At 65.0% G+C, this 13885-nt stretch carries 7 protein-coding genes; all 7 read right to left on the reverse strand.

What is annotated here, in order from left to right; genetic code table 11:
- Nucleotides 1–28: 28 nt before the first annotated feature.
- Nucleotides 29–1183: a branched-chain amino acid ABC transporter substrate-binding protein gene (locus CAL12_RS17360; RefSeq protein WP_086065780.1), complete on the reverse strand. Its 1155-nt coding sequence runs from the start codon at nt 1181–1183 to the stop codon at nt 29–31.
- A 311-nt stretch (nt 1184–1494) separates the two neighbouring features.
- Nucleotides 1495–5307 carry a trifunctional transcriptional regulator/proline dehydrogenase/L-glutamate gamma-semialdehyde dehydrogenase gene (putA, locus tag CAL12_RS17365; RefSeq protein ID WP_086065781.1) on the reverse strand — a complete coding sequence of 1271 codons (3813 nt, stop codon included), beginning with the start codon at nt 5305–5307 and terminating at the stop codon, nt 1495–1497.
- A gap of 247 nt (nt 5308–5554) precedes the next feature.
- The gene (locus CAL12_RS17370) at nt 5555–6205 is read right to left on the reverse strand and encodes a PqiC family protein (protein WP_086065782.1); all 651 of its coding nucleotides are present in this window, start codon (nt 6203–6205) and stop codon (nt 5555–5557) included.
- On the reverse strand, nt 6202–7902 hold the full coding sequence (locus CAL12_RS17375; protein ID WP_086065783.1) for a PqiB family protein: 1701 nt from the start codon (nt 7900–7902) through the stop codon (nt 6202–6204). Before CAL12_RS17375 ends, CAL12_RS17370 begins: the two co-directional genes overlap by 4 nt.
- 12 nt (nt 7903–7914) lie before the next feature.
- Nucleotides 7915–9267: a paraquat-inducible protein A gene (locus CAL12_RS17380; protein ID WP_086065784.1), complete on the reverse strand. Its 1353-nt coding sequence runs from the start codon at nt 9265–9267 to the stop codon at nt 7915–7917.
- Entirely contained in the window at nt 9267–11570 is a 2304-nt protein-coding gene (gene clpA, locus CAL12_RS17385; protein WP_179283382.1) for an ATP-dependent Clp protease ATP-binding subunit ClpA, read from the reverse strand. The genes CAL12_RS17380 and clpA overlap by 1 nt, the downstream gene beginning before the upstream one ends.
- A 52-nt stretch (nt 11571–11622) precedes the next feature.
- Entirely contained in the window at nt 11623–13884 is a 2262-nt protein-coding gene (gene pbpC, locus CAL12_RS17390; RefSeq protein ID WP_232464916.1) for a penicillin-binding protein 1C, read from the reverse strand.
- Nucleotide 13885: the final 1 nt, after the last annotated feature.

Consider the following 13885-nt stretch of genomic DNA (forward strand, 5'->3'; position numbering starts at 1 on the left):
GCCCGGCGTCGCGCCGGGCCTGGGCGCGTTATTGCGCCTGACTCACCATGGTCTTGACCATTTCCCACTTGCCGTCCTTGACCTGGTAGACGGTCACGGACACTTCCTTGAGGTCGCCCTTGGCGTCGTAGGCAATGTTCTGGCTGGTGGCGCCGCTGCGGTGCAGCTTGCGCAACATGGGCAGATACTTCTGCGGCTCGGCGGAGTTGGCTTGCTCCATGGCCGTGATCATGTTCCACGCGCCGTCGTAGGCGTACGGCGCGTAGACGCCGGGATCTTCCTTGAAGCGAGCCTTGTAGGCCGCGGCGAAGGCCTTGCCGGCAGCCATCTGTTCGAGCGGTACGCCCGCCAGGGACGCGTAGGTACCTTCCGCCGCATCGCCGGCGAGCTTCAGGAAGGTTTCGCTGCGCGTCATTTCACCGGACACGAAGGGCATCTTCATGCCCAGGGTCGCCATCTGGCGCTTCATCGGGCCGGACTGGGCATCCAGCCCGCCGAAAAAGATCGCATCCGGCGCGACGCCCTTGATATTGGTCAGGATGGACGTGAAGTCGTTGGCCTTGTCCGTCGTGTATTCGCGGCGTATGACCTGGCCTCCCGCGGCTTTCACGGCCTTGTCGACCTGGTCCGCCAGGCCCTGCCCATACGACGTGCGGTCGTCGATGATGGCGATCTTCTTGGCATGCAGATCCTTGACCATGAATTCGCCGACAGCAGCACCCTGTTGCGTGTCGCTGGTCATCATGCGGAAGGTGTTGTCGTAGCCCTGGTTGGTGTATTCCGGGGCGGTGCCCATGGCGATCTGCACCAGGCCGGCATCATGGTAGACCTGCGATGCGGGAATGGTGGTGCCGGAATTGAAATGTCCGAGCACGCCATCGACGCCTTCGTCGACCAGTTGCTGGGCCACCGTGACGGCGGTGCGCGGGTCGGCCTGGTCATCCTTGGAAATAAGCACGAACCTGGCGGTCTTGCCGTCGAGCTTGATGCCCTTTTTGTTGGCTTCCTCGATGGCCAGCACCAGGCCATTCTGCATGTCCTGGCCGTAGTGCGCCTGCGGGCCCGTCAGCGGGCCGGCATAGCCCAGCTTGACCTCCTGGTCCGCCGCGTGCGCGGCGCCGGCCACGCAGAATCCGGCGGCGACAGCCACGGTGAGCGAACGTATCGTTGTCTTGAAGCCCATCATTTCCTCCTCGTAGGATAAGGCTCAGAGATCGGGCGGGAGGATTTCCCGCCGTCCTTGCAGGCATGATTCGCGGATGACGCGACCCGTGCCTTTTAATATTTATTTGCCCATGGCAGGGAATTTTCGATGGCACCACGTATGGCAGGTATTGGCGATTACCCTCCCCGTGCTTGCCGGCATTCCCCGCCGTGGATCATCCGGAAGCATATGCCAAGTAAAGCGCCGGTGTGTCTCATCGATACACTGATGAAACACACCGGCGCTTTCGCTTTTTCAACGCGACGCCCGGCCTGGGCGTGGAAATTACGTCACCCTATGGTCATCAGGCTGGCGTTTCCGCCCGCGGCGGCCGTGTTGACGCTGATGGAGCGCTCGGCCAGCAGGCGGTCCAGCACATAGGATTGCCCTTGCGCCACCGCGTCGGACGACAGGCCTTGCACGGAGACGATGGGCCCTGGCCGCGTCGCCACGCGCGCGGCAAGGACGCGCAACGCGTCGCTATCGCCTTCGAAAAGCACCGACTGATAATCCGCGCTTTCGACCTCCTCGTCACGCATGAAAGCCACACCGTCACGCTGTGCGGGCGGCAGGCTCTGGGCGTGCTGGCGCGCGACGTCGTTGTCGGCGTACAGGACGCGATTGCCGGTGGCCTGCGCCGCTGCCCACTGCGCGCGCGCGCCCTGCTCCGAGGCCGCGACGCACAGCACGGTGCCGCGGGGCTCCAGGCGATAGGTATTCGCTTCGCCGGTGGGTCCGGGCAGCGTCAGCACCACGGGCATCGCCGACGCGCTGCCCGCCACGGGTAGCCCGGCCGGCCGCACGGACAGCAGACGGTACAGGTACAGCGGTCCGCCGGCCTTGGGCCCGGTGCCGGACAAGCCTTCTCCACCGAAAGGCTGCACGCCGACCACGGCGCCCACGATGTTGCGGTTCACGTACATATTGCCCGCATGGACGCGGGAGGTCACATGGCCGATCGTTTCGTCGATGCGGGTATGCACGCCAAAGGTCAGTCCGTAGCCGGTGGCGTTGATATCGTCCAGCAGCCGGTCCAGCTGATCGCGCTTGTAGCGCACCACATGCAGCACCGGCCCGAAGACTTCGCGCTTGAGCTCGCGGACACTGCCGATCTCGATCAGTGTCGGCGCGACGAAAGTACCGTTGCGGCACGTCGCCGGCAGCGGCAGCTGGGTAATCGTCTTGCCCGCGTTGCGCATGGTGTCGATATGGCGCTGTATGCCTTCGCGCGCCTCGCCGTCGATGACCGGGCCGATATCCGTCGACAGATGGTCGGGATTGCCGACCCGCAATTCGGCCATCGCCCCGCGCAGCATTTCCAGCACGCGGTCGGCGCTGTCCTCCTGCACGCACAGTACGCGCAGGGCCGAGCAGCGCTGGCCCGCCGAGTCGAAAGCGGAGCTCAGGACGTCGTACACGACCTGTTCGGTCAAGGCGGACGAATCCACCACCATGGCGTTCTGGCCACCGGTTTCCGCGATCAGCGGGATGGTGTTGCCGGCGTCATCCAGGCGGTCGGCCAGGCTGCGCGAAATCAGTCGCGCGACGTCGGTGGAACCGGTGAACAGCACGCCGCGGATGTCCGGGCTGGCGACCAGCGCCGCGCCCACGGTTTCGCCGCGACCGGGCAATAGCTGCACGGCGTCTTCATGCACGCCGGCGGCGCGCAGGATGGCGATGGCCTGCGCCGCGATCAACGGCGTCTGTTCCGCAGGCTTCGCGATGACCGCATTGCCCGCCGCCAGCGCCGCGGCAACCTGGCCGGTGAAGATGGCGAGCGGGAAATTCCACGGACTGATGCACAGGACCGGGCCGAGCGGTCGATGGGTCGCATTGTCGAATTCGCGCTCGGCCTGTTCGGCGTAATAGCGCAGGAAGTCGACCGCCTCGCGCACTTCCGCGATGGCATTGGGCAGGGATTTGCCGGCTTCGCGCACGATCAATCCCAGCAGCATCTGCATCTGCTCTTCCAGCATCTGCGCGGCGCGGCGCAGGCATAGCGCACGTTCCGCGACCGGCGTGGACTGCCAGATGGAAGCGCCCTGCCCCGCACGACGCAGGGCTTCCTGCGTTTCCGCTTCGGATGCCTCGATGACGTGCCCCACGACGTCGCGGTGGTCCGCCGGGTTGCGCACGGGCATGGCGCGTGCCTCGTCCCAGGCGATGGCGCCCACGGTCGGATGCGCCCGCCACGCGGTCGCGGTGCTCGACAGCAAGGCCGCGGACAAGGATGCCAGGCGGTGCTCGTTGCTCAGGTCCAGCCCTTGGGAATTGGCGCGGGCGCCGCCGCGCACGCTGCCATAGAGTTCACGCGGCAGCGGGATCTTTTCGTGCGGGGCGCCCAGCGGGACGATGGCCGATGCGGCCGCCACCGGGTCCTCGATCAGTTCGTCGATGGAGATGCTTTCATCGCCTATGCGGTTCACGAAAGACGTATTGGCGCCGTTTTCCAGCAGCCGTCGCACCAGATAGGCCAGCAGGGTTTCGTGGGTTCCGACCGGCGCATAGATGCGGCACGGACGGTTCAACTTGCCTTGCGCCACCGGACCGACGACTTCTTCGTAAAGCGATTCGCCCATGCCATGCAGGCACTGGAACTCGTATTGGCCGGGATAGTAGTTCTGGCCGGCGAGCTGATAGATCGCCGCCAGCGTATACGCGTTGTGCGTGGCGAACTGCGGGAATACCGCTTCCGGCGCGGCCAGCAGCTTGCGCGCGCATGCCAGGTAGGCGACGTCCGTATAGACCTTGCGCGTATAGACGGGATAGCCTTCCAGGCCATCGACCTGTGCCCGCTTGATTTCGCTATCCCAGTAGGCGCCCTTCACCAGTCGCACCATCAGGCGATGCCGGCTGCGGCGCGCCAGGTCGACCACATAATCGATCACGAAAGGCGCGCGCTTTTGATAGGCCTGGATCACGAAGCCGATGCCGTTCCAGCCTTCCAGTTCCGCGTCGAAGCAAAGCGCTTCCAGCAGGTCCAGCGAGATCTCCAGGCGATCGGCTTCCTCGGCGTCGATGTTCAGGCCGATGTCGTAGCTCCTGGCCAGGCGCGTCAGCGAGCGCACCCGCGGCAACAGTTCGGCCATGACCCGATCGCGCTGCGCCCGCGAATAGCGCGGGTGCAAGGCGGACAGCTTGATCGATATGCCAGGGCCCTGGTAGATCCCGCGTCCCGCGGCGGCCTTGCCGATGGCATGTATGGCCTGCTCGTACGACGCGTAGTAGCGGTCGGCGTCGGCCGACGTGGTGGCCGCCTCGCCCAGCATGTCGTAGGAGTAGCTGAAGCCCTTGGCTTCCATCTTGCGATTGTTGGCCAGGGCTTCCGAAATGGTCTGGCCGGAAACGAATTGCTCGCCCATCATGCGCATGGCGATATTCACGCCCTTGCGGATCAGGGGCTCGCCCCCCTTGCCGATGAGGCGCGTCAATGCGCGCGACAGCGACTGTTCGCTGTTGACGGCCACCAGCTTGCCGGTCAGCATCAATCCCCAGGTCGCCGCGTTGACGAACAGGGACGGCGATTCGCCCACATGGGACCGCCAATCCCCCCGAGCCACCTTGTCGCGTATCAACGCGTCGCGGGTGGCACGGTCGGGAATACGCAGCAGGGCTTCGGCCAGGCACATCAGCGCCACGCCTTCCTGGCTGGAAAGCGAGAATTCCTGGATCAGCCCTTCCACCCCACCGCCCGTGCGCTTGTCGCGCAGGGACTGCACCAGGCCGGCGGCCATCGCGTGGATTTTTTCGGGGTGCGGCATACGAGCCTGCCCCAGCAACAGCGGGACGCATTCCGGCTCGGGACGGCGATAAGCGGCAGTGATGGCGGCGCGCAGCACCGACTGCGATTGCACGTCCTGCCCGAATTCGAAAAACGGCGGTACCTGGGCAAGCGGTTGCAGCTCCGCTTCTTCGACGGTGGTGTCGGCGCCGGTGAAATGCGCGATTTCGGCGGGAAGCTGGCCGCGCTCGATTCTCTCGAGGTAAGCCACGATGGCCTGCTTGTGCAGCCAATGGGGCGTGCATTTCAATTTGGAGGCGGCGTCTTTCAGACGGTCGCGCAATGCTTCGTCTACCTTGACGCCCAGAGTGGTGGTGCCCATGCTGCTTCGGTACTCGCTGTTGGAACGCTGTTGGAATATAGGGAGCTGCCCGCCGCCCCGCTGGACGGAACGCGGCTTGCCGGGGCAGGATGGCCGCCCGGGTTCACCGCGATGATAGGCGGGTTATACCCTGGTAAATATTAAGGTTAACCCCTAGATTCTACTCGCTTTCCTGCATCTACCGAGGACGCGTGCACACGCCGTGTCGCACCCTGCCTGGCCCCCCACGCGGTGGCCCGGCGGCGTCTCAGGCGTTCGTGCAGCCCTGCAGCTGCACGGCCGTATCGGCGGCGGTCGCCTGCGCGCCGCCGGAACGGATCGCGCTGGCGATAGTGGCTGCCAGCGCCACGGTCGCCCTTTGCTGCGCGGCCACGGCGCTGCCGGGCGACGACCCGCCTAGCGGCATGCGGATCACACTGCGACACAGCAGCCCGCGGCCCTGCAGGTTGACGGGGCGCACCCGCCAGGTGGCGTCGAGCACCGCGGACCCACCAGCGGCGGCGTCGAAGCGCTGCACATCCACCTGGACCCGCCATACGGCGGCATCGCTGGGGGCGCTGAGGGTCTGCACGTCCAGCACGCCCAGGTCCCGTACCAGGTTGTACGCCAACGCACCACGGATTTCGTCCGGCAAGGGCGCCGTCCAACGATCCGAGTAATACGCCGACACCGCGCCATCCGACTGCCGCATCATGATCTGCGGCTGGTCCGCCTGCGACGGCACCGTCACGGGCAGGACCTCCAACAGGTACGCCGGCCGGCCATCGCGCGGCGCGGACGGGGCCGCGGTTTCGGGCGTCAGCAGCGTGTAGTAGTTGACCGGCGGCGAAGCGGCACACCCGGCCAGCGCCGCCGCGATCAGGGCGGGTGCGAGCAAAAGTCCAAAGGCGCGATTCATCGTGGGCTCCTGGTGGCACCGTAATTAGGCAGCGGATCCGGCCCGCGGCCGCGCAGCAGCGCCTCGGGATTGGTCTGCAGATAATCCGCCAGCGCGCGCAGCGACCGTGCCGCCCGCGACAGTTCTTCCATCGCGCGCTGGGCGTTGACCGGCAAGGCCGAGTCGGGCGCCAATAGATTGCCCAGATCCGCCAGCGACTTGTTGGCCTGCTTCAACAGGGCTTCGGCCTGTGGCGCCACCTGCTTGTCCAACTTGGTCATCAGGCGCGCCGAGCCTTCCAGCGTGCGCTGCAGATCCATCCCTATCCTGTCGAAGGGGATCTTATCCAGCTTGGTGGCGATGTTCGATATCTGCTGCTGCAGCTGGTCGAGATTGCCAGGCTGCGTCGGAATATCGGCCGGCGTCTGCATCTGGAAGTTGACCGGCTTGGCATTGGAGAACACGTCCAGCGCCACGTACAGCTGGCCCGTCAGCAGGTTCGAGCTACGCAATTGCGCGCGCAAGCCATGCTGCACCATCGCCCCCAGCAGGCGGCCGCCAGGGTGGATCACCTTGGTGCCATCCACTTCCTTGTCTTCCTGCTCGGAGAACTCCTTCACCCTTTCGTAAACGGGCCCCAGGCGCTGCGGAAACAGATTGGCATGGACCAGCGCGAAGAAGCGCTTGGAATTCCTGTCGAAGTCCATCGTGATGGAATCGACCTGACCCAGCTGGATCCCGTTGAAGTCGATGGGCGCGCCGACGCTCAGCCCGCGTATGGACTGATCGAAACGCATGACCACGGGGAAAGGATCGCCATCCGGCGTCGCTTCCGCGGCGGCCTGCGTGCCATAAAGCGTAAACACGCTGTCGGCCTTGGCCGGCGTGGCGCTGGGATTGTCGTCCGATTGCGCGAAGGCGATGCCGCCCACGGCCACCGAAAGCAGCGACTGCGTGCGGACTTTCAAGCCGTCGGCATTCAGCGTGAAGTCCACCCCGCTGGCATTCCAGAAATGCGAATCGGCCATCACGAACTTGTCGTACGGCGCGTCGACGAAAACCTGGATGTTGACGAAGTGCCCGGTCGGGTCCAGTTGATAGCCGATCACCTGCCCCACGCTGATGCGGCGGTAATACACGGGGGATCCGACGTCCAGCGACCCCAGGTCCGTGGTCCGCACCGTGAATCGTTTGCCGGGACGGTCGTGCGTCACTTCGGGCGGCGTCTCCAGGCCGACGAACTCGGTTTTTTCCTCGTCCGGCAGCGGCTTGCCGCTGGCATCCTTGCCGGTGGTGGCATCCACCCCGATATACGCGCCGGACAGCAGCGTGCCCAGGCCGGAAACCCCGCTGACGCCCAGGCGCGGCCGCACGACCCAGAACTGCGTGCCTTCGCGGGCAATACTGGCCGCGTCCTTGACCAATTCGGCCTTCACGATGACATTCGCCCGGTCTTCGCTGAGCCGTATGCTGCGGACCGTACCGATGTTGACGTCCTTGTAGCGCACCTGCGTCTTGCCGACTTCCAGGCCTTCCGCCGTCTTGAAGGTGATGGTCACCGTCGGTCCGGTTTCGAACCAGGTGCGTGCCACCAGTGACAAGCCCGCGATGGCGGCAACGAAGGGGACTAGCCAGATCCACGAAATTCGGCGCTTGCGCCGGTTGACCACCGGAGTCCGGATCTGCTGATTGTCTCCGGACGATGCTGGGTCGGACATGCTGCTGCTTCCTTATTCCTCTTGTTTTCGAATGGCATGGTCCACGGCGGGCCCGCGCGTCGCACTTCCCGTAACCTGCACAGCCTGCGTCGGCGCCGATCCCGCGTCCGCCGCCGTGCCACGGCCCCGCGGCGCGCGATCCCATCCGCGCCTGGGGTCGAAGCTCATCGCCGCCAGCATGGTCAATATGACGACCATGCCGAAGGCGCCAGCACCGGGTCCGGCGCTGATCGTCATCAGACCCTGGAATTGCGCGAGCGCAGCCAGCAGGATCACGACGAATACATCCAGCATCGACCACTGGCCGATGAATTCGACCATCCCATACAGGCGCGTGCGCTGGACCAGGCTGTTGCCACTGCCCCGCTGCACTTGCCATGCCAGCACGCCGAGTGCCAGCAGCTTGGTCAGGGGAACCATCACGCTGGCCACGAAGACGATCAGGGCGATATCCCAGGACCCCGTCTGCCAGAGCTCGATCACACCGCCCAGGATGGTGTGCGCACTATCGCCCAGGAGGGAATCGATATTCATGACAGGCAGCACATTGGCGGGGATGTAAAGAATCGCCGCGGCAATCAGCAATGCCCAGGTGCGCGCCAGATGGTCCGGCTTGCGCAGATGCACCGGGTTCTCGCAACGCAGGCAGTGATGGATGTGCTCGGCCTGCGCCACGGGTAGCGCCTGGACCTGCCCGCAAACATGGCATCCCGCCAGCGCTTCATCCGCCGTCGGACGGGGGTTATGCGATTCAACGACACCCGCCCGTTCCGCGTAGTGCCACAAGGACTGCGCCGATAGCCGTCCCAGCATGGTGAGCAGCACCGTCAGCAACGCGAAGCCCAGCATGCCGAGGCCGGGCGTAACCGACGCCATGCCGGCCAGTTTGACCACGGCCACCAGCACACCCAGGACGAACACGGGGACCATGCTCCAGGGCGCCAGCATGCCAAGCAATCGGGTGGTAAAGCCGAACGCCCGCGGCCGCGCGCCCATGGACAGCGGATACAGCACCCATAGCAGCAGCATCAACTGCAGCAGCGGCAGCACCACGCCTGCGAGCCCGGTCATGATGGCGACGACCTCATGGCCCTGTTCCCAGGTCACGAAGACGGCATCCGGCAAGGAAGCGGATTGGACCATGCCCTGTACCCGCATGATGGCCACGGGATAGGCATTGGCAATGATGAAAGTAATCAGGGCGGCGAGCGCAAGCGCCAGCCACCCTGAAGGTTGCAAGCCGCTGTAGCGCCACAACACGGTGCCACAGCGGCCGCAGCTCGCCACTTCACCCTGGCCCAACTCCTGGCGGCGATAAACACTGCCGCAGTTTTCGCAGGAGATGAGCGGGTGTTCCGAGGCCATTAATCCGCCAACGCAACTTCCTGCGCATCAGGCGCGTCCGAGGCCGGCTTGTCGCCAAAGGTCAGCGCGACCTTGCCGTCCTGATCCAGGTCGACCGTGACCGTGCCGCCGTCGACCAGCTTGCCGAACAGCAGCTCGTCCGCCAGGGCCCGGCGTATCGTGTCCTGGATCAACCGCTGCATGGGACGGGCGCCCATGAGCGGATCGAAGCCTTCCTTGGCCAGGTGTTCGCGCAACGCATCCGTGAACACCGCGTCGACACGCCGTTCGTGCAACTGGTCTTCCAGTTGCATGAGGAACTTGTCGACCACCCGCAGGATGATCTCGCGGGACAGCGGCGCGAACGGGATGATGGCGTCCAGGCGGTTGCGGAACTCGGGCGTGAATATGCGCCGGATTTCCGCCATTTCATCCCCGACCACACGCGCGTTCGCGAAGCCTATCGACGGCCGGTTCAAGGTTTCCGCGCCCGCGTTGGTCGTCATGATCAGGATGACGTTGCGGAAATCGGCCTTGCGTCCGTTGTTGTCGGTCAACGTGCCATGGTCCATGACCTGCAGCAGGATGTTGAAGACGTCCGGATGGGCCTTTTCAATTTCATCCAGCAGCAGCACGCAATGCGGTTGCTTGGTGATGGCTTCAGTCAGCAGGCCGCCCTGGTCGAAACCGACATATCCAGGCGGCGCGCCGATCAGGCGCGACACGGCATGTCGTTCCATGTATTCCGACATATCGAAGCGGAGCAACTCGACGCCCATCGTGAAGGCCAGCTGCCGTGCGACTTCGGTCTTGCCGACACCGGTCGGACCGGAGAACAGGAAGGCGCCAATCGGCTTTTCGGGCTTACCCAAGCCGGAACGTGCCATCTTGATGGAAGCGGACAGCGCTTCGATCGCGGCATCCTGGCCGAAGACGACCGTTTTCAGGTCGCGGTCCAGCGTGGCGAGCTTGCTGCGATCGTCGTTCGACACCGACTGCGGCGGAATGCGCGCGATCTTCGACACGATGTTTTCGATATCCACCTTGCCGATGACCTTCTTCTGCCGCGAACGCGGCAGCAGCCGCTGGGCGGCGCCGGCCTCGTCGATGACATCGATGGCCTTGTCCGGCAGATGGCGGTCATTGATATGGCGCGCCGACAATTCGGCCGCGGCCAGCAAGGCCGCCGCCGAATAGCGTACGTTGTGGTGTTCTTCGAAGCGCGTCTTCAGCCCGCGCAGGATCTGCACCGTCTGTTCGACGCTGGGTTCGCTGACGTCGATCTTCTGGAACCGGCGCGACAGCGCATGGTCCTTTTCGAACACGCCACGGTATTCCGTGTAGGTGGTCGCGCCTATGCACTTGAGCTGGCCGGAAGACAGGGCTGGCTTGAGCAGGTTGGACGCGTCCAGCGTACCGCCCGACGCGGAGCCCGCGCCGATCAGGGTGTGGATTTCGTCGATGAACAGGATCGCGTCGGGATTGCCGCGCAACTGTTTGAGCACGCCCTTGAGGCGCTGTTCGAAATCGCCGCGGTACTTCGTACCGGCCAGCAAGGCGCCCATGTCCAGCGCATAAACCTGCGCGGATTGCAGGATTTCGGGGACTTCGCCGCGCGTGATCCGCCATGCGAGCCCTTCCGCGATCGCGGTTTTGCCCACACCGGCCTCGCCCACCAGCAAGGGATTGTTCTTGCGGCGGCGGCAAAGCACCTGGATGACGCGCTCGACTTCCGATTCCCGCCCGATAAGCGGATCGATGCGGCCCGCCAGGGCGGCCGCGTTCAAGTCGGTCGCATACTGATCCAGCGGGGATTGGCGCGATTCGCCTTGTTCCTCGGGATTCGGCTGTTGCTCCTTCTGCGACGCCGCCGATTCGACCTGGGGCTGCTTGGTGATGCCATGCGACAGGAAATTCACCACGTCCAGGCGGGTGACGCCCTGCTGTTGCAGGTAATAGACCGCGTGCGAATCCTTTTCGCCGAAGATGGCGACCAGCACATTGGCGCCGGTCACGGGCTTCTTGCCGCTGCCACCGGCGGAAACATGCATGATCGCGCGCTGTATCACGCGCTGGAAGCCCAGCGTGGGCTGGGTATCCACTTCGGCACCGCTCGGAATCACCGGAGTGTTCTCGTTGACGAACTGGCGCAGGTTGCGACGCAGGTCATCCAGATTGGCGGCGCACGCGCGCAGCACTTCCACCGCGGAAGCGTTGTCGAGCAGCGATAACAGTAGATGCTCTACTGTGATGAATTCGTGCCGGGCCGAACGGGCCTCGACAAAAGCCATATGCAGGCTGACTTCAAGCTCTTGGGAAATCACGCTTCCTCCATAACGCATCGAAGCGGACAAAAACACAATTCATATTCTATGCCTATCGGGGCGTAACGCCAGCGATTTCAAATTCGATCCGATCGTAACGGCCGTGGCTGTCCATTGCCGTAAGCGTATACCGACCGTCGCGCCCCAACGACACCTTGAAAGGATGACCGGCCTGGCCCTGTCCCAGGACCTGGCCGTCCAGCATCCACCATACATCACCTTGCGCCCCCGCCGTGTCCACATCGACGTCGATCAGACGTCGACCGGGAATCGGCCGTAATACCGAGCCATCCGCCAGACCCAGCACCCGTAGTGGGGCCTGATCGGGATTCGCATATCCCGCGAACGAGGGAGGAACGGTGTTGTTCAAAGCCCACGCCAGGCGTTGTTCGGGACAATTCCTGGCGCCCATATTCTCAAAACGACTACCTAGCGGCCAACAAATAACGACCGCCTGCACGCTGGAAGGCCTGACGCGCACGCGCGGCGGGCCCTCGGGCAATGCGGATACAACGTCCCGCAGCAACGGCGCCGCCACGTTGGCGCCGAAAAATCCAGGATTGGGGGTACCGTCAGGCCTGCCAACCCACACACCGATGGTCCAGCTGTCCGTGACGCCTACCGCCCAGGCATCGCGAAACCCGAAGCTGGTGCCGGTTTTCCAGGCCAAGGCCTTACCCGGCGCACCACCCTGGTGAAACGGACGGTCCGGGTGGCCGCCGCCTTCCAGGATATCCCGCACGATCCATGCAGCCCCCGCACTGATCATGCGCGTTTCCTGCACGGGTTGCCGCGCCTCCAGGCGCGGTCGCCCGGCCAGGCCGTCACGCGCCAACGCACGGTAAGCGCCCACCAGTTCTTCCAAGGTGGTGCCACCACCGCCCAAAATCAAGCTCAAATTAGGCGACGCACCGGCCGGCATCCGCAAACGGACGCCGCCACTAAGCATAACCGAAGCAAAATGCGTGGGGCCGACACGGTCCAGCAGATCGACCGCCGGCACGTTCAGCGAACGCTGCAATGCCTGCGCAACACTGACGGGGCCGGAAAATGCAGCCTGAAAATTGCCCGGCGCATAACCGCCGAAGGACATGGGCACGTCCAGCAGCAGGCTTTCGGAATGGATAAGGCCATCATCCAGCGCGATGGCATACAGGAAGGGTTTCAGGGTCGAGCCGGGGGACCGCACGGCGCTGACCATATCCACGTGCGCGTATCGGGTATTGTCGCTGTAGTCCGCCGAGCCCGCGTAGGCACGCACTGCCAGGCTGTCGTTGTCCATGACCAGCACCGCCATGGAAACCTTGGGGGGCAGCGCGTCGACGCGATCCAGCAGCATTTGTTCGACGCGGGCCTGCAATTCGGCATCGATGGTGGAAGCGATGACCTGTCCGGAGTGACGCGCTTGCGTGCCGGCCGCCCCGGCCTCGCACGTGGCGCATGCCGGCCCGCCTGTCGCGGCGGCTTCGCGCAGCAGGCGCTGCGCCGCCAGCGGCGCGAGCCAGTGCGCGCGCAGCGGCGGCGCCATGACCGGCTCCATCCGGGCGTCCGCCACCTGGGCCGGGCTCCAGTATCCCAGCGCGGCCATGCGATCGAGCACCTTGTCGCGGGCGGCGCGCGCCAGCTCGGGATGCCGATCGGGCCGCAAGAGCGAAGGCGACTGCGGCAAGGCCGTCAACAAGGCCGACTCGCCCGCGCTCAGGTCGCGCGCCGACTTTCCCAGCCACAGGCGGGCGGCCATCTCGGCCCCCTGGACGATGCCGCCCATGGGCGCGCGGCTCAAATACATCGCAAGGATCTCATCCTTGCTGTAGTGCATTTCCAGTTGGAGCGCACGAAAACCCTGGCGCAGCTTGGCGCCTATATTGCGCGAGGGACGTCCCGCCAGCGCCGGATCGATCAGCCTGGCCACCTGCATCGTCAGCGTCGAGCCGCCGGACACGATATGTCCATGCGCCAGCCATTGCCATCCGGCGCGCGCCATGGCGACGGGATTGACGCCGGGGTGCCAATAGAACCAGCGATCCTCATACGCCAGCAGCGTCTGCAGATAGATCGGGGAAACGTCGCCCGACCGCACCGGATAGCGCCAGATCCCGTCGCGGCTGGGATAGTTGCGCAGCGGCGTGCCGTCGGCGGCTGCCACCACGACAGCGCCATCTGCGTACGGCGGCGGCAAGGGATATTTGCGATCGAGCGCGAGCACCGCGACGCCAACGAGGATGGCAAGCACCGTGGCGACAGCCACGGCACGCCGCCAGCGAGTGCGCCCGCCCCTGGCCCCGCCACGGCCGGGGCGCGCGCCATCCGGCATG

Source organism: Bordetella genomosp. 8 (assembly GCF_002119685.1).
GTDB lineage: Bacteria > Pseudomonadota > Gammaproteobacteria > Burkholderiales > Burkholderiaceae_B > Bordetella_C.

Bases quoted from the DNA above. Each gene is read 5' to 3' on its own strand.
- CAL12_RS17360 (WP_086065780.1), bottom strand. From the start codon at position 1,183: ATGGGCTTCAAGACAACGATACGTTCGCTCACCGTGGCTGTCGCCGCC.
- putA (WP_086065781.1), bottom strand. From the start codon at position 5,307: ATGGGCACCACCACTCTGGGCGTCAAGGTAGACGAAGCATTGCGCGAC.
- CAL12_RS17370 (WP_086065782.1), bottom strand. From the start codon at position 6,205: ATGAATCGCGCCTTTGGACTTTTGCTCGCACCCGCCCTGATCGCGGCG.
- CAL12_RS17375 (WP_086065783.1), bottom strand. From the start codon at position 7,902: ATGTCCGACCCAGCATCGTCCGGAGACAATCAGCAGATCCGGACTCCG.
- CAL12_RS17380 (WP_086065784.1), bottom strand. From the start codon at position 9,267: ATGGCCTCGGAACACCCGCTCATCTCCTGCGAAAACTGCGGCAGTGTT.
- pbpC (WP_232464916.1), bottom strand. From the start codon at position 13,884: ATGCCGGATGGCGCGCGCCCCGGCCGTGGCGGGGCCAGGGGCGGGCGC.